Here is a 22,002-nt window from a genome sequence, read left to right as displayed (position 1 = left end):
GGCTGCGGGACCAGCACGGGGAGCTGATGTTCCACCAGTCCGGGGGGTGCTGCGACGGGTCGTCGCCGATGTGCTACCCGGCGGGCGAGTTCCTCACCGGCGACGCCGACGTCCACCTGGGCGACCTCGACGTGGCGGCGGACGCCGACGCCCCGGCCGGCGAGGGGTTCGCCGTGCCCGTGTGGATGAGCCGCAGCCAGTTCGCGTACTGGCGGCACACCCACCTGACGATCGACGTGGTGCCGGGCCGGGGCGCGGGGTTCTCGCTGGAGGCCCCGGAGGGCGTCCGCTTCCTGATCCGCAGCCGCCTCCTCACGGACGAGGAGTGGGCGGCGGACGGCGCGGACGGCGCGCTGCAGGTCGGCCCGACGTAGGCGCGGCGGGCGCCGGGCTGCCGAGGTCGGCACTTCCGCACGACACGCCCGCGCGACACGCCGAGCTCCGGGACTGACGTGCCGACCTCGGCGCGCGAGGGGATGACGTGTCACGAAAGGCCTGACCGCCGGCCGGAAATCCCCCTAGGGTCGAGGGAGCCACCCGCCCGACCGGCCGCACGCGGCCGCGCCCGAGGAGTCCCATGGAGCTCGCAGGAACAGCCCTGATCGTCGTCCTGGTCGTCGTGATCGTGATCGCGGTCGCGATCGTCGGCGCCATCTACGCCAAGGTCCGGTTCAAGATCGCGACGCCCGACGAGGCGCTGATCATCACCGGCCGCAAGAGCGGCAAGCCGGTCATCAACCCGGAGACGGGCGACGAGACGACCGACCTGTCCGGGCAGCGCGTCGTCATCGGCGGCGGCACGTTCGTCAAGCCGATCTTCGAGCAGGTCGTCCGGCTGTCGCTGGCGTCGCAGAGCTTCCCGGTCGCCGCCGAGGACGCCACCACGAAGTCGGGCGTCGGCGTCACGCTGCGGTCGATCGCGGTCGTCAAGGTCGGCGGCACCGAGCGCATGGTGCGCGCCGCCGCGCAGCGGTTCGCGGGCCGCAGCCAGGAGCAGGTCATCGAGCAGCAGACCTCCGAGGTCCTCGTCGGCGTGCTCCGCACCATCGCCGGCACGCTGACCGTCGAGTCGATCCTCTACGAGCGCCAGGAGTTCTCGAAGGAGGTCAAGGACATCGCGGTGCCAATGCTGGCCGAGCGCGGCCTGATCCTGGAGAACTTCGAGATCCAGACCGTCGAGGACACCGGCGAGTACATCCGCAACCTCGGGCGCCCGCGCGCCGCCGCCGTCGCCCGCGACGCGGAGATCGCCGAGGCGCAGGCCCGGCAGGAGAGCACCGAGCGGTCGAACGAGGCCGCCGTGCAGATCGCCGAGTCGAACAAGGCGCTCGCGCTGCGGAACGCGACGATCGCGCAGGAGACCGCCACCGCCCAGGCCGACGCCGCCGCCGCGCAGGAGCGCGCGCAGGCCGAGGCGCAGCAGGAGGTCCTGGTCCAGCAGGAGCAGGTGGCGCTGCGCCGCGCGGCCCTGCGCGAGCAGGAGCTGCAGACCGAGGTCCGCAAGCCGGCCGAGGCCCGCAAGTACGAGGCCGCGCAGGAGGCCGACGCCCGCAAGTACGCCGCGGAGCAGGAGGCCGAGGCGTTCAAGACGTCGGCCATCCGCAAGGCCGAGGCGGAGGCCCAGCGCACGACCGCGCAGGCCGACGCCGAGGCGTCCGCCGCCCGCGCCCGCGCCGAGGCCGCGCTCATCGAGCAGCAGCGCCGCGCCGAGGGTGCCCTGGCGATCGCCCGGGCCGAGGCCGACGGCATCCAGGCGCGCGGCGAGGCCGAGGCGGCCGCCGAGCGCGCCCAGGGCGAGGCCCGCGCCGCCGCGATCAAGGCGGAGTCCGACGCGTACCAGGCGTTCCCGGAGTCGGCGCGGCTGCAGATGGTGCTCGACGCGCTGCCGAAGGTCGCCCAGCCGTACGCCGACGCGCTCGGGAAGATCGACGACATCACGATCATCGACAAGGACGGCGCCTCGCGGCTGCCCGGCCAGGTGTCGACGGGCGTGCAGGAGCTGGCGACCATGCTCAAGGCGCAGACCGGGATCGACCTGCTCGACCTGGTCCGCGGCCTCGGCGGCAGCGGCTCGGCGACCCCGGCGCACGCCGTCCCGGCGCAGAGCCACGCGGCCGTCGCCCCGGTGCACGCGCCGGCCGACCGGCCCGCGGCCGGCGCCGACGGCTCCGCGGACTGAGGGCCCGGGGATGTCCTGGCTGTCGGGGCTGTTCCGCCGGCCCGAGGCTCAGCCGCTGCCGGCCGACCTGACCGGGGAGCAGCTGCTGGGCCTGGTCCGGGCGCTGCCGGTCACCTCGTTCCGGGAGGGGTACGACCAGGACGAGGTGGACGCCTTCGCCGCGCGGGTCGCCGCCGCGTTCGACGGGCGGGGCGACCCGCTCGCCCCGGCGGACGTGCTGAACCAGCGGTTCCAGGCGACGAAGTTCCGGCAGGGCTACGACCAGGACGCGGTCGACGACCTGCTCGACCGGGTGGTCGTCACCCTGCGCGCCCGCGGCTGACCGCCGCCCGCGGCACCGACCGCCCGTCCCCGGCAGACCCGGGGGCGGGCGGTCCGTCGTCCGGGCGGTCCGTCGTCCGGGCGGTCCGTCGTCCCGGTGGTCGGCCGTCCGGGCGGTCAGCCGTTCGGGCGGGCCGCGTCGACCGCGGCACCGATCTCCCGCACCCGCCGGTCGAGCCGGTTGATCACGAGCAGCGCCACGCTGCCGTCGACGAGGTCGAGCCGCAGCCGCCGCCGCAGCCCGCCGGAGAAGAAGTCCGACCAGGTCACCGGCTGCACCCCGACCGACCGCACCGCGGCGAGCGGCAGCCGCCAGGCGCCCGCGCCGGTGGCCGCGTCCACGCGGTTCGGCTGGAACAGCAGCGCCTGCGACGTCAGCGCCAGGTGACCGCCGCGCGCGAGACCCCGGTGCGTCCAGTTCACCGCCGCGCGCCAGGCGAGCGTCTCGCCCGGCGGGACGACGAGCTCGGGGACCCACGCGCCCACCCGCTCAGCCCTCCGTCGACGCGGCGGCAGCGGCCCGGCCCGACCGGCGGTCCCGCAGCGCGCCCGCGAGGTACGCCGCCGGGCCGAGCACCGGGACGAGGAGGATCAGCGCGAGGTCCACCAGGGCGCGCGACGCCGACTCCCGGCGGCGCGACCACACGAGCAGGGCGGCCGCCGTGACCGCGACCAGCACGACGACGACGGCCGTCCACAGCACGTCGTATGAGGCCGGGATCAGCAGCCGCCAGCCCTCGACCTCGCCGCGCGGTCCCATGCCGTCTCCCCCTGCCGGTGCGGGGCCGACCGCCCGCGCTCGGACCGCACGCTACCGGCCCGGCCGCCGCGCCGGGGTCCGGCGGTGGATCGTGGTGACCGACACGCCGACGGCGTGTTCGTCACCACCATCCACTGTCGCGAGAGCGGGACGCGGGCTGCGGGGTGGGCCCGGCGGACGAAACTCCTCAGCATGCTGAGGATCGCCTAGACTGGGCGGCATGACCCGACGGACCGCCTGGCTGACCCTCCGCGCGCTGGTGGCGCTCGCCCTGCTCGCCGCCCCCGCGTGGGTGCTGGCGACCGCCGCGGGCGCCGTCCCGCACCAGCACTGGACGCTCGGCGCGCTGCTCGCGGTGAGCGCGCTCGCCGGGCTGGTCCTGCTGGTCACGACCGTGCTGGCCTGGCGCCGCGACCGGCGGCGCGCTGCCGATGGCGGCGCTGCGGCCGCCCCGACGGCCGACGCCCCGACGACCGACGCCGCGCCCGACGCCGCGCCGGACCGTCCCCGCGCCCGGCGCGCCCTCCGCGCCACCGGCGCCGGCGTCGGGCTCGCGCTGCTCGCCGTGCTCGCCGCCGCGACCGCCTGGCTCCGCCCGTTCCCCGCCACCGACGCCGCGCTCGACGCCCTGCGCGGGGACGACGCCGTCGAGGTCCGGGAGTCGGCCGGCTGGTACGCGTTCGTCCCGCGCGGGGCCGAGCCGACGACGGGGCTGGTCTACTCCCCCGGCGCGCGCGTCGACGTCCGGGCCACCGCCGCCGTGCTGCGCCCGCTCGCCGAGGAGGGATACCTCGTCGTCGCGCTCAAGGAGCCGCTGGGCATCGCGCTCACCTCGCCGGACCAGTCGGCGTCCGCGATGGCGGCGTTCGACGGCGTCGAGCGGTGGGCGGTCGGCGGGCACTCGCTCGGCGGGGTGGCGGCGTCGTCCTTCGCGGCCGCGCACGACGGCGACGTCGACGGGCTGCTGCTGCACGCGTCCTACCCGCTGGGCGACATGTCCGACGCCGACCTGCTGGTGGCGTCGGTGTCCGGCTCCGAGGACGGGCTGACCACGCCGGCCGACGTCGAGGCCTCGCGCGCGAACCTGCCCGCCGGGACGACGTACACCGTGGTCGACGGCGCGGTGCACGCGTTCTTCGCCGACTACGGGCCGCAGCCGGGCGACGGCACGCCGACGGTGCCGCGCGCCGAGGCGCAGGCCGAGATCGTCGCCGCGAGCCTCGCCCTGCTGGACGAGGTCGCCGCGGGCTGACGCCGTCCCCGGGCGCCGGCGGCCCCGCGCGCCGGTGAACCCGCGCGCCGGTGGCCCCGCGCGTCCGCCGATCGGGCGGTGCGCGCGGAACCGGCCCCGGGGCGCCGGCGACCGCGCTAGCGTCGCCCAGGTGAGCGCCGCCCTCCGGACCGCCGTCGCCGTGGCGCTCTCCCTGCCCGCCGCCGCGCTGGGCGGCGGTGCCGCGGCCGCGGCGCACTACGTGCTCGTGCAGCCGAGCGACGACGAGCTGCTCGGGGCGGCCACCGAGGTCGTCCCTGACGGGTTCGCCGTGCTGGAGCCGCCGTTCGTCGACGGCGCGTGGGCGCCCGCGTTCTTCCGGGGCCAGGTCTTCAGCCGCGCGCAGGCGGGCACCGCGCCCGACGCCGACGCGCTGGTCGCGTCCCTGACCGACGCCGGGTGGGAGCTCACCGAGGTCGAGCGGACTCCGGCGGGCGCGACGGACGTGCTCGCCCGGCGCGGGGGCGTCGTGATCTCGGTGTCCCTCGAGCCGCGGCCGGCGGACCTCGGCACGAACCTGGGCGTCAGCGTGTGGCGCGGCGAGCAGACGCCGTCCTACCCGGTGCTGGTCGGCGCGGGGACCGCGGTCGGCGCGGTGGGCGGGGCGGTCGCCGGCGCGCGGGTCGGCGGGCGGCTGCGGACGCGCCGGCAGCGCGAGTACGTCGCGTGGCGTCGCCGCACGTACGGCCCGGGCTGACGGCCCCTCGTCGCCTCAGCGGAGGACCTCGACCAGGGCCACCCAGCTGAACACCACCGCCCCGACCAGCGCCGCGAGCATGCCGACCGCCACCGCGACGACCCCGCCCGCGACCCCCGCGGTCAGCAGCACGCCCCCGACGAAGTACGCCAGCACCGGCAGCAGGAGCAGCACGACCCGCAGCGCCTCCGCCGGCCGCCCGGGCGACGGCGCGCCCTCGCCGCCGAGCAGCACCCGCCGGGTGGCTGCCAGCGCCGCGGCCCCGGCCAGCACGGCCCCGACGAGCGCGACCACCCCGTACCCCGGCAGCGACAGCCCGGGCATCAGCGCCACGGCCGCGAGCACCACCCCGACCACCACAGCCGCGATCGCGGCGGCGGCCCGGGCGGCCACCCCGCGGGACTCCGCGATCTGCCGCACGTTGACCGACAGCGCGACCACGAGCAGCCCGCCGAGCGCTGCGCTCGCGCCGGCCACGGCGACGTGGAAGTCGGTCCACCGCGCGAGCTCGTCCATCCCGCCACGCTGGCGCGCCCCGGCGCGGAGGGCATCCCCCACCCGGGGTGACGCCGAGCTCGGCACTCCGCGGACGGGCTCGGCACCTGGAGGTGCCGACGCCGGCCGGGCACTGCCGACCTCGGCGACGGCTCAGCAGCAGTCGTCGCGCGGGGCGCCGGGGGCGTCGCCGCCCACGAGCTCCGCCAGGGGGGTGCCGCAGGCGTCGCCGCGCCAGGCCTCGACGCCCTCGCGCACCGCGAAGCCCGCGATCGCCAGCGCAGCCACCGGGTCCGCCCACCACCAGCCCAGCGCGCCGTTGAGCAGCAGCCCGACCAGCAGCACCGCCGACAGCCACGAGCAGATCAGCGTCTGCTTCGAGTCGGCCACCGCGGACGCCGACCCGAGCTCTCGGCCGGTGCGGCGCTCGAACCAGGACAGCCCGGGCATGACCGCCAGGCTGACCGCAGCGAGCACGACCCCGACCGTGGAGTGCTCCGGCTCGCCCGCCCCCAGCAGCGCCCGCGCGGCGTCGACGGTCACGAACGCCGCGAGCCCGAGGAACGACACCGCGATCGCGCGCATCGCGGTCCGCTCGCGGGCCTCCGGGTCCGGCGCCGCGAACTGCCAGGCGACCGCGGCGGCCGACAGCACCTCGACCACCGAGTCCAGCCCGAACGCGACCAGCGCCGCCGACGACGCGGCCCGGCCGGCCGTCAGGGCGATCACGGCCTCCACGACGTTGTAGGCGATGGTCGCGGCGACGACCACCCGGATGCGCCGCTGGAGCACCGCGCGGCGGGCGGGCCCGAGGGCCGGGGCGGCCGCGGTCATGCGCACGCGCAGTCGGGGCCGCAGCAGTCCGGGTCGACCGCGACGACCAGCGCCAGCAGGTCGCCGAGGGCCGGGGCCAGGTGACGGTCGGCCAGCCGGTACCCGACCCGCCGGCCGTCCGGGATCGCCTCGACCAGCCCGCAGCCGCGCAGGCAGGCGAGCTGGTTCGACATGACCTGGCGGGAGACGCCGAGCGCCTCGGCCAGGTCCGACGGGTACGCGGGCGCCTCGCGCAGGGCGAGCAGGATGCGGGCGCGCGTCTCGTCGGACAGCGCGTGGCCCAGCCGCGCGAGCGCCGCCGTGTGCGTCAGCGTGACCCTCTCCATGGCCGCGACAGTACAGCGAAACGTGTACCAATGGACACCCCGCGCGCGCCGGCGACCCGGGCGTGCCTACGGTGCCGCGCATGGCCGAACGCGAGCACGACCTGGTCCTGCTGGGCGCGACGAGCTTCGTCGGCGCGCTCACCGCCGAGCACCTGGCACGGGCCGCCCCGCCCGGGACCCGGGTCGCGCTGGCCGGGCGCGACCCGGACCGGCTGGCCGCGGTGCGCCGCCACCTGCCGGCCGCCGCCGCGGACTGGCCCCTGGTCGTCGTCGACGTCACCGACGCGCCGGCGCTGCGCCGCGCCGCCGGGTCCGCCACCGCGCTCGCCACCACGGTCGGCCCGTACGGCCGGCACGGCCTGCCCGTCGTCGAGGCGTGCGCGTCCGCGGGCACGCACTACGCCGACCTCAGCGGGGAGCTCGCGTTCGTCCGGGCCGCGGCCGACGCGACCGACGCACGCGCCCGGGGCACCGGCGCCCGGGTCGTGCACGCGTGCGGCTACGACTCGGTGCCGTCCGACCTCGGCGTGCACCTGCTGCACCGGGCCGCGGCGGCCGCGGGCGACGACGGCGGGCTGGCGGACGTGCGGGCGCTCGTCGCGGCGCGCGGCGGAGTGTCCGGCGGGACGGTGGCGTCGCTGCTCGGCGAGGCGGAGGCGGTGCGCACCGACCCGCGGGTGCGGCGGCTGCACGCCGACCCGCACGCCCTGTCCCCCGACCGGGTCGCCGAGCCGGGCACGCCGCAGCCGCGGCTGCTGACCCCGCCGCACCGGGTCGCGGGCCGGTGGGCGGCGCCGTCCGTGATGGCGCCGTTCGACGCGCACGTGGTCCGGCGGTCGAACGCGCTCACCGGCTGGGCCTACGGCCGCGGGCTGCGGTACGCCGAGCACCTGGACGCCGGGCGCGGCCCGGCCGGGCTGCTCCGCGCCGCCGCGCTCACCGGGGCGACCGCGCTGGGCGCCGCCGCGCTCGCCCTGCCGCCGACCCGGGCGCTGGTCGAGCGCGCGCTGCCCGCCGCCGGCGACGGCCCGGACGCCGCGACGCGCGCCGCGGGCTGGTTCCGGCACCGGTTCCTCGCGACGTCCGCGTCCGGCCGGCGGTACGCGGCGCGGATCGAGGCCTCGGGCGACCCGGGCTACGCGGCGACCGCGGTGATGCTGGGCGAGGCCGCGCTGGCCCTCGCGCTCGACGGCCCCGCGCTCCCGGACCGGGCGGGCTCGCTCACCCCGGCGACCGCGCTGGGCGACGCGCTGGTCGACCGGCTGCGCGCCCGGGGTTTCCGCCTGGACGCGGTCCCGGCCTGACCCGGCCACCTCGACCTCGGCGTCCACCTCGACGAGAGGGCACTCGTTGCGGGGTCCCGAGTCCCCCAGCCCCGCGACGAGTGCCGTCTCGACGTCGACGCGCTCCCGGTGCGAGCCGGAGCGAGCGGCAGGCGTCAGCGCGCCGCGAGCGCCCGGCCCGCGGCTGCGGCGGCCGCCTCGGCCTCCTTGCGCATGAGCGCCGCCGGCTCGGCCAGCGCGTCCATCGCCGGGTTCACGCCGACGAGGGTGAGCTCGCGCTCGATGACGGTGAGGTCGGCGCCCCAGACCTCGCCGACGATCCGGCGCAGGTAGTCGATGCTGTGGTCCCAGCCGTGCTTCGGCGTACCGGGGCCGTAGCCGCCGCCGCGCGTCACGATCAGCACGACCGGCTTGCCCGCGAGGTACGCGTCGCCCGGGGTGCCGCCGGCGATCGCCAGGTCGATCCAGGTCTTCACGTGCTGCGAGACGCCCCAGTTGTAGAGCGGCAGCGCGAGCACGGCGGCGTCGGCCGCGCGCAGCTCGTCGGCGACCTCGACCGCGAGCGCCACGGCGGCGGCCTGCTCCGGGGTGCGCTGCTCGGCGGGGGTCCAGCCGGCCCCGACCGCGGTGGCCCAGGCGTCGGCGGGCAGCGGCTGCTCGCCGAGGTGCCGGCGGACGACGACCTCGTCGGGGCGCGCCGCAGCGAGCTCGGCGGTGACGAGGTCGGCGAGCGCGGTGCTCGCGGAGTTCGCGCCCTGGATGGAGGCGTCGATGCGCAGCACGGTCATGGGGACTCCCGGGGGACGGCGCCGCGGGTGCGCGGCGTGAGTTTGAATGTTCAACACGCACCCTAGGCACCCAGGTGTTGAATGTTCAAGTCCGGTACCATCGTCGGCATGAGCCAGCGGGTCGAGGACGCCACGCCCTGGCTCTCCGACGCCCAGGTCGAGGACTGGAAGGCCGTCGTCGCGCTGCTGACGACGCTGCCCGCCGCGCTCGACGCGCAGCTCAAGCGGGACGCCGGGATGAACCTCTACGAGTACAACGTGCTGGTCGCGCTGTCCGAGCGGCCGCACGGCGAGATCCCGATGAGCGACCTCGCGCGGCTCACGCAGAGCTCGCCGTCCCGGCTGTCGCACGCCGTCGCCCGGCTCGAGCAGGCCGGCTGGGTCACCCGCGGGTCCTGCGTGGCCGCCGGCAAGCGCACCAGCGCCCGGCTCACCGCGGGCGGTGAGGACCAGCTCCGCCGCGCGGCGCCCGGCCACGTCCGGGAGGTGCGCCGGCTCGTGGTCGACGCGCTCGGGCCGGACCGGATGGCGGCGCTCGGCGACGCGGCGCTGACCGTCGTCCGGCACGCGGCGCCCGACGTCGCGGACCTGCTGCCGGCCTGCTCGGCGGCGGACACGACCGTCTCGGCCGCGTGCGCCGGAGCCGAGGCGCCCGACGCCCACGAGTCCGGCGACATCCGCGGCGCGTAGCGCGCGCCCGCCCCGGACGGCCCGCGACCGCGCCGGACGCCCCGCGGCCCACGCCGCACCCGCGTGCTACGTTGCGCGGCGCGCGCGACCCCGGGGCGGGGCCGCACCGCGCGCACCGGGGAGGGACCAGCCGCATGACCACCACGCCCGACGCGTCCTACGCGCTGGAGTCCGTCGACTGGGCCGACCCGCGCGCCGCCGCGCTGCGCGACGCGATGGACGCCGAGATGGGCGCGCGCTACGCGTCGGCCGGCCCGATGAGCGCCGCCGCGAGCGCCGCGCTCACCGTCGACCCGGCGACGGTCCGGCACGTCGTGCTCGCCGTGGACCACGACGGCGCCCCGATCGGCCACGCCGCCCTGCGGGACCACGGCGGCGAGTGGGAGGTCAAGCGGGTCGTCGTGGCCGCCGGCCAGCGCGGCCGGGGCGTCGGGCGGGCGGTCATGTCCGAGGTCGAGCGGGTCGCCCGCGCCGCCGGCGCCGACCGCGTGATCCTGCAGACCGGCGACCGCCAGCCCGAGGCCGAGGCGCTCTACGCCGCGCTGGGCTGGACCCGGATCCCGACCTACCCGCCGTACGACACCGCGCTGCCGCTGCAGTCCCGGTGCTACGAGAAGCGCCTGGCCTGACCGACCCCGCGACGCCGGCGGGGGCGCGCCCGCCCGGACGCCCCGCACCGCGCGGCTCCGGCCCGCTCTGATCGCCGCGCGGGCCCGACGGTGGAAGGTTGTGACCCACACGCCGTCGGCGTGTCCGTCACGACCTTCCACTCGGGCGGAGGAGCCGACCCGAGGGGGCGACGATGCCGGAGCCAGCCACCGCGGACGCGCCCCGGCGCCGCACCCGGCGCGTCGTCCTGGTCGCCGCGGCGCTCGCCGCCGCGCTCGCGGTCGCGGTGCCGCTGCTGCTGTCCCGCGCCGGACCGGACCGCGCCCCCGACGGCGGCGCCTCGCCCGCGGCCCGGGTCGCGGAGGTGTGGACCACGACGGCCGACGGGGCGCACCGCCTCGACCGGACGGCCACCGTCGACCCCGCCACCGGCACCCCCGACCCGGGCACGCCCACGATCACCGTCGACGCGCCGGGCCCCGCCGACCCCGGCACCCCCGACGCGGCCGACACGGCCGCCCGCGACGCCCCAGGCCCCGAGGTCACCGGCTTCGGCGCCGCCCTGACCCTGTCCTCGGCGTCGCTCCTGCTCGCCATGCCCGCGGACGACCGCCGCGCCCTGCTCACCGAGCTGTTCGACCCCGCCGGCCCGGTGCGGCTGTCCGTGGTCCGGGTCGCGCTGGGCGGCTCGGACTTCGTCCCCGGCCCCGGGCCCGCCGCGACCTACGACGACCTCCCGCCCGGCGAGGCGGACTGGGACCTCGCGCGGTTCAGCAGCGCGGGCGACGAGCCGGTCCGCGCGCTGCTCCGCGAGATCCGGGTGCTCGCGCCGGACCTGACCGTGATCGCGTCGCCGTGGAGCCCGCCCGCCTGGCTGAAGACCCCGGGCAGCCTCGAGGGCGGCCGGCTGCTCGACGACGACCGGGCGTACGCGACGTACGCGGCCTACCTGGTGCGCGCCCTGCAGGAGTGGGACGCGGCGGGCGTCCCGGTCGACGCGCTCACCGTGCAGAACGAGCCGCAGGCCCGGCACCCCGACGGCTACCCCGGGACGGACCTGCCGGTCGCCGACGAGGTGCGGCTGCTCGACGCGCTCGGCCCGGCGCTGGCGGACGCGGGCCTCGCCCCGGACGTGCTGGCGTACGACCACAACTGGGCGCTGCACCCCGCCGACGCCGCCTCGGCCCCGGAGGGCGCGGACCCCGAGGCCGACTACCCGCTGCGCGTGCTGCGCAGCGACGCCGCACGATGGGTCGCCGGCGTCGCCTTCCACTGCTACTCCGGCGACGCGTCGGCGCAGGACGCGGTCCGCGACGAGTTCCCGGACGCGGCGGTCTGGGTCACCGAGTGCTCGGGCTCGCACGCCCCGGGCACGCCGCCGGACCGGGTGTTCGCGGACACGCTCGCGTGGCAGTCCCGGAACCTGCTGGTGGCGTCGCTCGCGCACGGGGCGTCGGCGGTGCTGACCTGGAACCTGGCGCTCGACCCGCGCGGCGGGCCGCACGTCGGCGGCTGCGGCACCTGCACCGGGGTGGTCACGGTCGACGGCGCGGACGCGACGCCGAACGCCGAGCGCGACGTGCTCGCGCACGCGGCCCGGTTCCTGCCGCGCGGCTCGACCCTCGTCGGCTCGGCGTCGACGGCCGGCGACGCCGTCGCGGAGGTGGCGCTCCGGACGCCGGCCGGCGCGACGGTGCTGCTCGCGGCCCACGACGGCGACCACGAGGCGACCGTCGACGTGCTGGCCGCCGGGGCGCGGTACCCCGTGCGCCTCCCGCCGCGCTCGCTGAGCACGGTGGTCGTCGGCGACGCGGACGCCCGCGCGCCGGCCGACCCCGACGCGGCCCGCGCCGCCACCCCCGACGCCCCGGCGCTGCCCGCCGAGGTCGACCTGTCCGGCGCGACCGCCACCGCCGAGCCCGCCGCGCCGGACGACCCGTGCTGCGCCGGCGACGTCGCCACCCGCGCGGTCGACGGCGACCCCGGGACGCGGTGGTCCACCGGCCGTCCGCAGCGCCCCGGCGACGCCCTGGAGATCGATCTCGGCCGCACCGTCCCGGTCCGGGGCGTCGTCCTCGACGCGGGCGCGGGGAGCGCCGGCGACTGGCCGCGCGGCTACGAGGTGCTCGCCAGCCCGGACGGCGCGTCGTGGCGCCCCGCGGCGGCCGCGCGCGCCGGGGCCGGCCAGGTCGCCGCCGCGGCCCTCGACGGCGCGGAGGTGCGGTACCTGCGGATCCGGCTCACCGCCGACGCGGACCCGTGGTGGAGCGTCGCGGACCTCCGGCTGCTCGCCTGACGGCCGTCCCTGGTCCGATCGGGTGAACGCCCCCGCCGTACCCCGCAGGACGGCGCTCCGCCGGGACGTTCGTCCCATTGCACCCCACATGTGGGGTTGCGAGGCTGGCCCAGGCACTACATCTAGTGCCGGGAGCAGATCGGGAGTGGATACGCATGACGCTGGTGGGACCGCACGCACCGGAGCTCGCGGGGGCCGCGCCGGCCCCGCAGGCCGCCCAGGCCCCGCACTCCCCCTCGGCCGCCGCGGGGCTCGTCGTGCGCAAGCGGGACGGCCGCGCGCTGCCGTTCGACCCCATCCGGGTGCACAGCGCGCTGGGCCGGGCGTTCGCGCACGTGCACGGCCTGCTGGGCCCGCTGCACGACCTCACCATCGCGGAGCTCGTCGAGCGGATCGACGCCGAGCTCGCCGCCCGGTTCACCGGCGAGGTGCGGATCTACGAGATCCAGAACGTCGTCGAGCACACCCTGCTGGAGGCCCGCGAGTACGAGGTCGCCGAGGCGTACATCGACTACCGGGTGCAGCGGGACCTCGCGCGGTCGAAGGCCCTCGACGTCAACCACTCGATCGGCCAGCTGGTCGGCAAGGACTCCTCCGTCGTCCACGAGAACGCGAACAAGGACGCCGACGTCTTCAACACCCAGCGCGACCTCACGGCCGGCGCGGTGGGCAAGGCGATCGGCCTGCGGATGCTCCCGCCGCACGTCGCGAACGCGCACGCCAAGGGCGACCTCCACTACCACGACCTCGACTACCACCCCTACGCCCCGATGACGAACTGCTGCCTCATCGACTTCCGGACGATGCTGTCCGAGGGCTTCCGGATCGGGAACGCCCAGGTCGACCCGCCGCGGTCCATCCAGACGGCCACCGCGCAGATCTCGCAGATCATCGCCAACGTGTCGTCCAGCCAGTACGGCGGCTGCTCGGTCAACCGGATCGACGAGCTGCTGGCCCCGTACGCGGAGCGGAACTTCGCCAAGCACCTGGCCGACGCCGAGCAGTGGGTCTCCGAGCCCGAGCGGCGCCGCGCGTACGCGGAGGACAAGACCCGCAAGGACATCTACGACGCGATGCAGTCGCTTGAGTACGAGATCAACACCCTGTTCACGTCGAACGGGCAGACCCCGTTCACGTCGGTCGGGTTCGGCCTCGGCACGGGCTGGTTCGAGCGCGAGATCCAGCGCGCCATCCTGCAGATCCGCATCCACGGCCTGGGCAAGGAGCGCCGCACCGCGATCTTCCCCAAGCTCATCTTCACGCTGCGCCGCGGGGTCAACCTGGCGGCCGAGGACCCGAACCACGACATCAAGCAGCTGGCCGTCGAGTGCGCCACCAAGCGGATGTACCCGGACGTCCTCAGCTACGACAAGATCGTCGAGATCACCGGCTCGTTCAAGGTGCCGATGGGCTGCCGGTCGTTCCTGCAGGGCTGGGAGGACGCCGACGGGAACGACGTCGTCGAGGGCCGGATGAACCTCGGCGTGGTCACCCTCAACGTCCCCCGCATCGCCCTGGAGACCCGCGGCGACCTCGACGCGTTCTGGGCCCTGCTCGACCAGCGGCTGGAGACCGTGCACGACGCGCTGCTGTACCGCGTCGAGCGGTGCAAGGAGGCCGTGCCCGCGAACGCCCCGATCCTGTACGTGCACGGCGCGTTCGGGCAGCGGCTGGCGCCGGACGACGACGTCGACGCGCTGTTCCGGGGCGGCCGCGCGACCGTCTCGCTCGGGTACATCGGGCTGTACGAGGCCGCGGCCGCGTTCTACGGCGGCGACTGGGAGGGCGACCCGGAGGCCAAGGAGTTCACGCTGCGGGTGCTGCGCACCCTCGCCGCCCGTGCGAAGGAGTGGACCGCCCGGCACGGCTACCAGTTCTCGGTGTACTCCACGCCGTCCGAGTCGCTGACCGACCGGTTCTGCCGGCTCGACACCAAGAAGTTCGGGCTGGTGCCGGACATCACCGACAAGGACTACTACACGAACTCGTTCCACTACGACGTCCGCAAGGCGCCGACCCCGTTCGAGAAGCTCGACTTCGAGGCCGAGTACCCGCAGTACGCGTCCGGCGGGTTCATCCACTACTGCGAGTACCCGGTGCTGCAGCAGAACCCGAAGGCGCTCGAGGCGGTGTGGGACTACGCCTACGACCGGGTCGGCTACCTCGGCACGAACACCCCGATCGACCGCTGCCTGGAGTGCGGCTTCTCCGGCGACTTCACCCCGACCGAGCGCGGCTTCGCGTGCCCGGGCTGCGGCAACAGCGACCCGCGCAGCTGCGACGTGGTCAAGCGGACCTGCGGCTACCTGGGCAACCCCCAGCAGCGGCCGATGGTGCACGGGCGGCACGTCGAGATCTCGTCCCGGGTCAAGCACCTGCCCGGGGCGACCTCGCTCGCGGCGGCCGTCGGGGACGGCGGCGGCGCCGGGGCGGCGGGCGACGCCCGGGACGCCTGACGTGGCCCGTACCCCCGCCGTCGGCCAGTGGCGCGCGGCGGCGCTCAGCCAGGACCGGGTCGCGGACTACAAGCCGTTCGTCATGGTCGACGGCGAGGGCGTGCGGTGCAGCCTGTACGTGAGCGGCTGCCCGTTCGCCTGCGCCGGCTGCTTCAACGAGGCCGCCTGGTCGTTCCGGTACGGGACGCCGTTCGACGACGCGCTCGCCGACCGGATCGCCGCCGACCTCGCCCACGAGGCGGTGCAGGGGCTCTCGCTGCTCGGCGGCGAGCCGTTCCTCAACACCGGCGCGTGCCTCCGGGTGGTGCGCCGGCTGCGCGCCGAGCACGGGCGGGCGAAGGACGTGTGGTGCTGGTCGGGCTACACGTTCGAGGAGCTGCTCGCCGAGGCGCGGGCGGGGCAGGCCGACAAGGCCGAGCTGCTCGGCGAGCTGGACGTGCTGGTCGACGGCCGGTTCGAGCTCGCGCAGCGCGACCTCACGCTGGCGTTCCGGGGCAGCCCGAACCAGCGGGTGCTGGACGCGCCCGCCTCGCTCGCCGCGGGGCGTGCCGTGCTGCGGGGCGGCCTCGTCGGGGCCACGGACGTCGGACCGGCGCCGGACCGGCGCGCGCTCGTCTGAACCGGGGGGCCGACCCCGGGGGCCTCGCGGCCCGGGGGCGTCGCGGCCCGCGCGGCCCGGCCGCGCATCGCCCGCGGCGGATGAGGACGCCGCCTTGCGCCCGGAGTTGGCTCGGACCGGACCCGGTGACGCGACGGGCGCCACCCGGCCCGCCAGCCGAGGAGGCAGCGATGAGTGGATCCCGCGCGGCCACGGAGCCGCGACCCGCCGACGTCCTGGTCGTGTTCGGCATCACCGGCGACCTGGCCCGCGTCATGACCTTCCGGTCGCTGTACCGGTTGGAGAGCCGCGGCCTGCTGGACCTGCCGGTCGTCGGGGTCGCGGTCGACGACTGGCCGCTGGAGCGGCTGGTCGAGCGCGCGCGGACGTCGATCGAGGCGACCGGGCAGCCGATCGACGAGGAGGTGTTCGCCCGGTTCGCCGGGCGGCTGTCCTACGTCAGCGGCGACTTCACCGACCCGGAGACCTACGAGCGGGTCGCGAAGGCGGTCGACGGCGCGGCGACCCCCGTGTTCTACCTGGAGATCCCGCCGTCGCTGTTCGGCCGGGTCGTCGACGGGCTCGCCGCCGCGGAGCTCACCGCGCACGCGCGGGTCGTCGTCGAGAAGCCGTTCGGGCACGACCTGGCGTCCGCGCGGGCGCTCGCCGACCAGCTGCACGAGCACCTGGACGAGTCGCAGCTGTTCCGGATCGACCACTACCTCGGGAAGATGGGGCTCGAGGAGATCCTGCACCTGCGGTTCGCCAACGCGATCCTGGAGCCGCTGTGGAGCCGCAGCTACCTGGAGTGCGTGCAGATCACCATGGCCGAGGACTTCGGCGTCGACGACCGCGGGCACTTCTACGACCCGGTGGGCGCGCTGCGGGACGTCGTGGTCAACCACCTCATGCAGGTGGTGGCGGCCTCGGCGATGGAGCCGCCGTCGCGCGGCGACCCGGCGACGCTGAAGGACTCCGAGGCCGCGCTGTTCCGCGCGGTGGTCGAGGCCGACCCGCGGCACTACGTCCGGGGGCAGTACGCGGGGTACCGCGACGTCGCGGGCGTCGCGCCGGGGTCCACCACCGAGACCTACGCCGCGCTGCGGCTCGAGATCGAGAACTGGCGCTGGGCCGGCGTGCCGTTCTACCTGCGCACCGGGAAGCGGCTGCGCGCGACCCAGACCGAGCTGCGGCTCGTCTTCCAGCGGCCGCCGCGGCTCGGGTTCGGGCCGCGCGGCGGCGTGGTCGAGCCGAACCAGCTGATCGTGCGCCTGGACCCGTCGACCGGGATCCGGATCGTCGTCGACGCGCACCGGGCGGACGTCGCCCGCCTGGCCGCCCCGATCGAGCTCGACATGCAGTTCGCCGACGAGGGCGGCGAGGGTCCGACGCCGTACGAGGTGCTGCTCCAGGCCGCGCTCGACGGCGTGAGCACCCGGTTCGCCCGCCAGGACGCCGTCGAAGAGACCTGGCGGATCATGCAGCCGCTGCTGGACGACCCGCCGCCGGTGCACGCCTACGAGCCCGGCACCTGGGGGCCCGCCGCCGCGGACGCGCTCACCGAGCGGTCGGGCGGCTGGCGCGGGCCCTGGGTCTGAGGCGGCGCACATCGGCCCGGGGCGTCACGCCCCCGGGTCGATGTGCGGGACGTCCGCCGTCGCGTCCTCCCACGCGATCCGGTGCGGGGCGTCCGTCATCTCGACGAGCGCCGCGTGGTCCCGGTCGAAGTAGTCCCACGCCCAGGAGAGGAACGCGTCGGTCTTCGAGTGCGCGCCGCTGAGCAGCATCGCGTGCACCCCGAGCCACGCGGCGAACGCGACCGGGCCCTCGACCGTGTGGTGCCGGTGGCCGACCTCGGCGACCGCGGCGTTGCGCCCGATCATCGCCATGATGCCCTTGTCCTTGTACCGGAACGGCTCGGTCGGTGCGCCGCGCCGCTCGCGCAGCACGTTCGCCCCCGCCGCCCGGCCGGACTGCTGCGCCACCGAGCCGAGCTGCGGCAGCGTCCGCCCGTCCGCGCCGGGGACGTTGGCGGCGTCGCCGACCGCGTAGACCCCGGGCAGCCCGGGCACGCCCAGGTCCGCCGCCACGTCCACCCGCCCGCCGCGGCCGGTCGGCACGCCGGCACCGAGCACGATCGGCGCGGCCGACTCCCCGCCGCCCCAGACGACGGTCCGGGTGGGCAGCGTCGTCCCGTCGTCGAGCTCCACCCGGTCCGCGTGCACGGCCGCGACCCCGGTGCCGAGCCGCACGTCGACGCCGACGCTGGTGAGGTGGCCGTGCGCGTACTGGTGCGCCGCCTCGGTGAACGGCGCGAGCAGCGCGGCCCCGCGGTCGACCAGCGTGACCCGGGCGGGCGCGGCCAGCCGGCCGGTGCGGGTCAGCGCCGCCATCAGCTCCGCCACCGCGCCCGCCGTCTCGACGCCCGTCGGGCCGCCGCCGACCACGACCACGTCCAGCGCGCCGGGGCCGGGGTCCGGGGAGCCCGGCCCGCGCGCGTGCTCGCGCACCAGCCCGCCCAGGTGCCGCCGCAGCCGCTCGGCGTCCACCACCGAGTACAGCGGGAACGCGTGCTCGGCGGCACCGGGCACCCCGAAGAACTCCGGCTGCGCCCCCGCGGCGAGCACCAGCTGGGCCCCCGCGACGTCGGTGCCGTCGCCCAGCGTCACCCGGTGCGCCGCCGCGTCCACCGCGACCGCCTCGGCGGTCAGCACCCGCACCGTCGGGTGCTGGTGGAAGATGACCCGGTGCGGCCGGGCGACGTCCTCGGCCGGCAGCTGGGAGGTCGCCACCTGGTAGAGCAGCGGCTGGAACTGGTGGTAGTCGTTCCGGTCGACCAGCACGACCGGCTCCCCGGCGTCCCCGAGCACGTGGGCGCACGCGACGCCCGCGAGGCCGCCGCCCAGGACGACGACCGGCTCCTGCGGCAGGCCCACCGCGCCGCCGGCGGTCACAGCGACATCTCCTTGCGGAAGTCGGTGAGGATGATCCGGCCCGCGGCCTGCATCAGCGCCAGGTGGGAGAACGCCTGCGGCACGTTGCCGAGGTGCCGGGACCGCTCGACCTCGTACTCCTCGGCGTACAGGCCGAGCGGGGAGGCGATCCGCAGCAGCCGCTCCATCAGGTCGTTCGCCCGCTCGGACTCGCCGATCGCCGCGAGCGCCGACACCAGCCAGAACGAGCAGATGAGGAACGTGCCCTCCTTGCCCGACATCCCGTCGTCGGTCTCGTCGGTGCGGTAGCGCAGCACGTACCCGTTCTCGGTCAGCTCGCTGCCGACCGCCTCGACCGTGGCCCGGATCCGCGGGTCCTCCGGCGGCAGGAACCCGAACAGCGGCGCGAGCAGCGTGGACGCGTCCAGCGCGTCGGTGTCGTAGTGCTGCCGCAGGGCGCCGTCGTCCCGCAGCCCGTGCTCCAGGATGTCGGCCCGGATCTCGTCGGCGGTCGCGCGCCACTGCTCCGCGTGCTCCCGGTCGTCCCGGATGCCCGCGAGCTGCGCCGCCCGGTCCATCGCGACCCAGCCCATGAGCTTGGAGGACACGTAGTGCTGCGGCTTGCCGCGCGCCTCCCAGATGCCCTGGTCCGGCTCCTTCCACGTGGCCATCGCCGCCGCGGCCTGCGACTCGACCAGCGGCCACAGGCGCCGGGGCACGTGCCGGCTGCGGACGGTGTGCAGCAGGATCGAGTCGAGCACCGCGCCGTAGACGTCGTTCTGCCGCTGGTCGAAGGCCGCGTTGCCGATCCGCACCGGGCGGGCGTGCTCGTAGCCGGTCAGCTCGTCCCGGGTGGACTCGGTGAGGTCCCGCCGCCCGTCGACGCCGTACATGATCTGCAGCCCGCCGTCCTCGGCCGGCTCCAGGTCGGCGACGAACTGCATGAACTCGTCCGCCTCCCAGTCCAGGTTGAGGTAGTGCAGCGCCTGCAGCGTGAACGTGGTGTCCCGGATCCAGGTGTAGCGGTAGTCCCAGTTCCGCTCGCCGCCGGGGGTCTCGGGCAGCGAGGTGGTGAGCGCGGCGACCGTGGCACCCGTCGGCATGTACGTCAGGCCCTTGATGGTCAGCGCGGAGCGCTCGATCGCGGGGCGCAGGTGGTGGTCGGGCACCCGGGCCCGGGCGAGCCAGTTCCGCCAGAAGTCCACCGTGGCCCGCACCCGGCCCTCCGCGTCGGCGTCGTCGGCGGGCACCGCGAGGCCGTCCGCCCAGGACACGACGCAGTACGCCGTCTCCCCCTCGGCGAGCACGTGCCGGGCGCGCGCGGACCCGCCCTCGATCCCGATCCGCATGTCGGTCGCGAGCCGGAACGTCTGCCCCGCGCCCGTCGCGTCGGCCGCGTGGCCGTCCTCGCCCACCGGGGTCCAGGTGGCCGGCGTGCGCCCGTAGTCGAACGCCGGCTCGCAGACCAGCTCGACCTCGATGCTGCCGCTCAGGCACTTCACGGTCCGGACCAGCAGGTGCTCGGCGTCGTCGTCGGCCGGCGGCCGGGTGTGCGGGGTGACGGCGTCGTGGCCGGTGCTCGGGCCCATCGTCAGCGCGTCGTGCACCAGCAGCCAGCCGCCCGGGGTGTGCCACGTCGTCGTCATGACGTTCGTGCCCGGGACGTACGCCCGGGACGTCGGGACGTTGATGCCGTACGGCCCGAACCGGAACGACCCCGCCCCCCGGTCCAGCAGGTTGCCGAACACGGCCGGCGAGTCGAACGACGGCAGGCAGAGCCAGTCGACGGAGCCGTCCGGCGCGATCAGCGCGCCGGTGTGGCAGTCGGACAGGAACGCGTAGTCGGCGATCGGCGGGAACGGGGACACGCTCATGGTTCGACACCTTCCTCGGGGAGCAGCCGGCGCTGCGCCAGCACGTACAGCAGGACGAAGCCGGGGGCGACGAGCAGCACGCCCAGGCCCACCGCCGCGACCAGGGCCACGAGGGTCCCGTCGGGGGCCGCGGCGTCCGCGACCGACAGCGCGCCGGGCAGCAGGTCGGGCCACTGCGCGACGCCCCAGGCGGCGATCACGCTCGTCACGGCGAGCACGGCCAGGACCCGGGCGCCGCGCGGCGCGTCCCGCACCAGCAGCACCAGGGCGCCGACCGCGCCGAGCGTCCCGGCGACCACGAGCGGGAGCGCCGTCGTGACGAGGCCCTCGAACACCGGGTGCGCGTCGCGGTCCACCACGACCAGCCCGACCGCGGCCACGACGCCCGCCACCACGGCGGCGCCGACCGCCCGGCGCCGGAAGTAGCCCACCATCGCGGGGTCGTCGCCGTGCCGGGCGTCGCGCACCAGGTAGACCGCCGCCAGGTAGGCCGCGAGCGCCACCGCCAGCACGCCGACCGCGACCGACACCGGGTTCAGCCAGCTGGTGACCGGGTCGCCCGCCCGGCCGCCCGCCGGCACCTCCCCCGCCGCGATGCCGCCGGCGACCGCGCCGAGGCAGAACGGCACCAGCACCGAGGACAGCGCGAACCCGCCGCCGAACACCCGGCGCACCCGCGGCCCGACGACGGCCTTGCGGAACGCGAAGCTCGCGCCGCGCAGCACGATGCCCACCGCCGCGATCGTCAGCGGCACGAACATGGTGAGCCAGATCGCCGCGTACGCCTCCGGGAACGCGGTCCACGTCACCACCAGGACGAAGATCAGCCACACGTGGTTGGCCTCCCACACCGGCCCGATCGACCGCTCGACCACCGCCCGGGGCGCGGCGCCCCGCTCGGCGCCGCCGGCGGTCAGGTCCCAGAAGCCCGCGCCGAAGTCCGCACCCCCGAACGCCGCGTAGGCGGCGAGGGCCAGCAGCAGCACGACGGCGACGGCGGTGCTCACCGGGGCCCCCGGGCGTCGTGGTCGGGCGCCGTGCCGCCCGCCGCGGGCTCCGGGGCGCGGGCGTCGTCGGGCACCCGGCCCACCCCGTCCGGCGTCGGGCCGTAGGGCGTGTCGTCGTCCCGGAACGCCGCCTGCCGCCGGAACCGCCGGCTCATCGCCCGCAGCACCAGCACCGTCGTGGTGCCGAGCACCAGGTACAGCAGCACGACGCCGAGGAAGGTCGCCCACACGCCCTCGTTGCCGGTGGCGGCGTCCTCGACCCGCATCACCTCGTAGACGATCCACGGCTGCCGGCCGACCTCGGTGACGATCCAGCCGGCCTCCATCGCCAGCACCGCGAGCACGCCGGAGGCGGACACCGCCGCGAGGAACAGCCGGCCCCGCGGTGCCCGGCGTCGCACGAGCCACACCACCCCGTACCAGACCGCGAGCAGCAGGAGCAGCGTGCCGATCCCGACCATCACGTCCCAGGCCAGGTGCACCGTGTTGACCTCGCGGGTGGTCGGCCGCTCGTCCGCGGGCACCGCGTCGAGGCCCTGCACCACCGTGTCCCGCCCGGTGCTCGGGTCGGACAGCCAGGACGCCA

At 76.6% G+C, this 22,002-nt stretch carries 22 protein-coding genes; 12 read left to right on the top strand and 10 right to left on the bottom strand.

Annotated elements, in window-relative coordinates; translation table 11 throughout:
* The first annotated feature begins 2 nt into the window (after window positions 1-2).
* The 3 genes from VER05_RS09540 to VER05_RS20275 all read left to right on the top strand — a co-directional run bounded on the left by VER05_RS09540 (window position 3) and on the right by VER05_RS20275 (window position 2,501).
* On the top strand, window positions 3-374 hold the full coding sequence (locus tag VER05_RS09540) for a DUF779 domain-containing protein (protein WP_324845129.1): 372 nt from the start codon (window positions 3-5) through the stop codon (window positions 372-374).
* A 203-nt stretch (window positions 375-577) separates the two neighbouring features.
* On the top strand, window positions 578-2,179 hold the full coding sequence (locus VER05_RS09535) for an SPFH domain-containing protein (protein WP_324845128.1): 1,602 nt from the start codon (window positions 578-580) through the stop codon (window positions 2,177-2,179).
* A 10-nt stretch (window positions 2,180-2,189) separates the two neighbouring features.
* Window positions 2,190-2,501 (top strand): DivIVA domain-containing protein, encoded by a 312-nt coding sequence (locus tag VER05_RS20275; protein ID WP_414647597.1) that lies wholly within the window; start codon window positions 2,190-2,192, stop codon window positions 2,499-2,501.
* A 116-nt stretch (window positions 2,502-2,617) separates the two neighbouring features.
* Here VER05_RS20275 and VER05_RS09525 read toward each other — a convergent pair whose 3' ends face one another.
* Window positions 2,618-2,986 carry a hypothetical protein gene (locus VER05_RS09525; protein WP_324845127.1) on the bottom strand — a complete coding sequence of 123 codons (369 nt, stop codon included), beginning with the start codon at window positions 2,984-2,986 and terminating at the stop codon, window positions 2,618-2,620.
* Between the two features lie 4 nt (window positions 2,987-2,990).
* On the bottom strand, window positions 2,991-3,260 hold the full coding sequence (locus VER05_RS09520; RefSeq protein ID WP_324845126.1) for a hypothetical protein: 270 nt from the start codon (window positions 3,258-3,260) through the stop codon (window positions 2,991-2,993).
* 220 nt (window positions 3,261-3,480) lie between these two features.
* Between VER05_RS09520 and VER05_RS09515 the strand changes: the two genes are divergently transcribed.
* Together VER05_RS09515 and VER05_RS09510 are read left to right on the top strand one after the other, a co-directional pair.
* A complete protein-coding gene (locus VER05_RS09515; protein WP_324845125.1) occupies window positions 3,481-4,512 on the top strand; it encodes an alpha/beta hydrolase in 1,032 nt (343 codons plus the stop codon).
* Window positions 4,513-4,642: 130 nt separating this feature from the next.
* Window positions 4,643-5,227 (top strand): hypothetical protein, encoded by a 585-nt coding sequence (locus VER05_RS09510; RefSeq protein ID WP_324845124.1) that lies wholly within the window; start codon window positions 4,643-4,645, stop codon window positions 5,225-5,227.
* Window positions 5,228-5,242: 15 nt separating this feature from the next.
* Here the strand turns inward: VER05_RS09510 and VER05_RS09505 are convergent, their stop codons facing one another.
* The 3 genes from VER05_RS09505 to VER05_RS09495 all read right to left on the bottom strand — a co-directional run bounded on the left by VER05_RS09505 (window position 5,243) and on the right by VER05_RS09495 (window position 6,882).
* A complete protein-coding gene (locus VER05_RS09505) occupies window positions 5,243-5,743 on the bottom strand; it encodes a hypothetical protein (RefSeq protein WP_324845123.1) in 501 nt (166 codons plus the stop codon).
* A 132-nt stretch (window positions 5,744-5,875) separates the two neighbouring features.
* Window positions 5,876-6,556 (bottom strand): cation transporter, encoded by a 681-nt coding sequence (locus VER05_RS09500; RefSeq protein ID WP_324845122.1) that lies wholly within the window; start codon window positions 6,554-6,556, stop codon window positions 5,876-5,878.
* Complete coding sequence (locus tag VER05_RS09495; RefSeq protein WP_324845121.1) at window positions 6,553-6,882, bottom strand: metalloregulator ArsR/SmtB family transcription factor; 330 nt, start codon at window positions 6,880-6,882, stop codon at window positions 6,553-6,555. The genes VER05_RS09500 and VER05_RS09495 overlap by 4 nt, the downstream gene beginning before the upstream one ends.
* 80 nt (window positions 6,883-6,962) lie before the next feature.
* On the opposite strand from VER05_RS09495, the gene VER05_RS09490 reads away from it, so the two are divergent.
* Entirely contained in the window at window positions 6,963-8,186 is a 1,224-nt protein-coding gene (locus tag VER05_RS09490) for a saccharopine dehydrogenase family protein (protein ID WP_324845120.1), read from the top strand.
* Between the two features lie 134 nt (window positions 8,187-8,320).
* On the opposite strand, the gene VER05_RS09485 is transcribed toward VER05_RS09490, so the two are convergent.
* Window positions 8,321-8,953, bottom strand: coding sequence for an FMN-dependent NADH-azoreductase (locus tag VER05_RS09485; RefSeq protein ID WP_324845119.1), 633 nt, complete (start codon window positions 8,951-8,953; stop codon window positions 8,321-8,323).
* A gap of 108 nt (window positions 8,954-9,061) precedes the next feature.
* Here VER05_RS09485 and VER05_RS09480 point away from each other — a divergent pair, with 108 nt between their 5' ends.
* The 6 genes from VER05_RS09480 to zwf all read left to right on the top strand — a co-directional run bounded on the left by VER05_RS09480 (window position 9,062) and on the right by zwf (window position 17,200).
* On the top strand, window positions 9,062-9,643 hold the full coding sequence (locus VER05_RS09480; RefSeq protein ID WP_324845118.1) for a MarR family winged helix-turn-helix transcriptional regulator: 582 nt from the start codon (window positions 9,062-9,064) through the stop codon (window positions 9,641-9,643).
* Window positions 9,644-9,777: 134 nt separating this feature from the next.
* Window positions 9,778-10,272 (top strand): GNAT family N-acetyltransferase, encoded by a 495-nt coding sequence (locus VER05_RS09475; RefSeq protein WP_324845117.1) that lies wholly within the window; start codon window positions 9,778-9,780, stop codon window positions 10,270-10,272.
* 173 nt (window positions 10,273-10,445) lie between these two features.
* The gene (locus VER05_RS09470) at window positions 10,446-12,548 is read left to right on the top strand and encodes a discoidin domain-containing protein (protein WP_324845116.1); all 2,103 of its coding nucleotides are present in this window, start codon (window positions 10,446-10,448) and stop codon (window positions 12,546-12,548) included.
* Window positions 12,549-12,703: 155 nt separating this feature from the next.
* Entirely contained in the window at window positions 12,704-15,004 is a 2,301-nt protein-coding gene (gene nrdD / locus VER05_RS09465; protein WP_324845115.1) for an anaerobic ribonucleoside-triphosphate reductase, read from the top strand.
* Window position 15,005: 1 nt separating this feature from the next.
* Entirely contained in the window at window positions 15,006-15,623 is a 618-nt protein-coding gene (gene nrdG / locus VER05_RS09460; RefSeq protein ID WP_324845114.1) for an anaerobic ribonucleoside-triphosphate reductase activating protein, read from the top strand.
* Between the two features lie 170 nt (window positions 15,624-15,793).
* Window positions 15,794-17,200, top strand: coding sequence for a glucose-6-phosphate dehydrogenase (gene zwf / locus VER05_RS09455; RefSeq protein ID WP_324845113.1), 1,407 nt, complete (start codon window positions 15,794-15,796; stop codon window positions 17,198-17,200).
* 24 nt (window positions 17,201-17,224) lie between these two features.
* Here zwf and VER05_RS09450 read toward each other — a convergent pair whose 3' ends face one another.
* The 4 genes from VER05_RS09450 to VER05_RS09435 all read right to left on the bottom strand — a co-directional run.
* Window positions 17,225-18,556 carry an NAD(P)/FAD-dependent oxidoreductase gene (locus VER05_RS09450; protein ID WP_324845112.1) on the bottom strand — a complete coding sequence of 444 codons (1,332 nt, stop codon included), beginning with the start codon at window positions 18,554-18,556 and terminating at the stop codon, window positions 17,225-17,227.
* A complete protein-coding gene (locus VER05_RS09445) occupies window positions 18,553-20,409 on the bottom strand; it encodes a glycoside hydrolase family 15 protein (protein WP_324845111.1) in 1,857 nt (618 codons plus the stop codon). The genes VER05_RS09450 and VER05_RS09445 overlap by 4 nt, the downstream gene beginning before the upstream one ends.
* Window positions 20,406-21,416 carry a cytochrome d ubiquinol oxidase subunit II gene (locus VER05_RS09440; protein ID WP_324845110.1) on the bottom strand — a complete coding sequence of 337 codons (1,011 nt, stop codon included), beginning with the start codon at window positions 21,414-21,416 and terminating at the stop codon, window positions 20,406-20,408. The genes VER05_RS09445 and VER05_RS09440 overlap by 4 nt, the downstream gene beginning before the upstream one ends.
* Window positions 21,413-22,002 (bottom strand): cytochrome ubiquinol oxidase subunit I (locus VER05_RS09435; protein WP_324845109.1); only part of this gene is annotated, 590 nt, incomplete at its 5' end. The genes VER05_RS09440 and VER05_RS09435, both read right to left, overlap by 4 nt.

Source organism: Cellulomonas sp. (assembly GCF_035634735.1).
Classification (GTDB): Bacteria; Actinomycetota; Actinomycetes; order Actinomycetales; family Cellulomonadaceae; genus Cellulomonas.
The sequence above is the reverse complement of the archived record's forward strand: the minus strand, read 5'-3'. Positions and strand labels throughout refer to the sequence as shown.

Coding starts and splice junctions, on each gene's coding strand:
- VER05_RS09490 (WP_324845120.1), top strand. CDS start 6,963: ATGGCCGAACGCGAGCACGACCTGGTCCTGCTGGGCGCGACGAGCTTC.
- VER05_RS09470 (WP_324845116.1), top strand. CDS start 10,446: ATGCCGGAGCCAGCCACCGCGGACGCGCCCCGGCGCCGCACCCGGCGC.
- nrdD (WP_324845115.1), top strand. CDS start 12,704: ATGACGCTGGTGGGACCGCACGCACCGGAGCTCGCGGGGGCCGCGCCG.
- VER05_RS20275 (WP_414647597.1), top strand. CDS start 2,190: ATGTCCTGGCTGTCGGGGCTGTTCCGCCGGCCCGAGGCTCAGCCGCTG.
- VER05_RS09535 (WP_324845128.1), top strand. CDS start 578: ATGGAGCTCGCAGGAACAGCCCTGATCGTCGTCCTGGTCGTCGTGATC.
- VER05_RS09500 (WP_324845122.1), bottom strand. CDS start 6,556: ATGACCGCGGCCGCCCCGGCCCTCGGGCCCGCCCGCCGCGCGGTGCTC.
- VER05_RS09505 (WP_324845123.1), bottom strand. CDS start 5,743: ATGGACGAGCTCGCGCGGTGGACCGACTTCCACGTCGCCGTGGCCGGC.
- VER05_RS09520 (WP_324845126.1), bottom strand. CDS start 3,260: ATGGGACCGCGCGGCGAGGTCGAGGGCTGGCGGCTGCTGATCCCGGCC.
- VER05_RS09480 (WP_324845118.1), top strand. CDS start 9,062: ATGAGCCAGCGGGTCGAGGACGCCACGCCCTGGCTCTCCGACGCCCAG.
- VER05_RS09445 (WP_324845111.1), bottom strand. CDS start 20,409: ATGAGCGTGTCCCCGTTCCCGCCGATCGCCGACTACGCGTTCCTGTCC.
- VER05_RS09495 (WP_324845121.1), bottom strand. CDS start 6,882: ATGGAGAGGGTCACGCTGACGCACACGGCGGCGCTCGCGCGGCTGGGC.
- VER05_RS09515 (WP_324845125.1), top strand. CDS start 3,481: ATGACCCGACGGACCGCCTGGCTGACCCTCCGCGCGCTGGTGGCGCTC.
- VER05_RS09475 (WP_324845117.1), top strand. CDS start 9,778: ATGACCACCACGCCCGACGCGTCCTACGCGCTGGAGTCCGTCGACTGG.
- VER05_RS09485 (WP_324845119.1), bottom strand. CDS start 8,953: ATGACCGTGCTGCGCATCGACGCCTCCATCCAGGGCGCGAACTCCGCG.
- zwf (WP_324845113.1), top strand. CDS start 15,794: ATGAGTGGATCCCGCGCGGCCACGGAGCCGCGACCCGCCGACGTCCTG.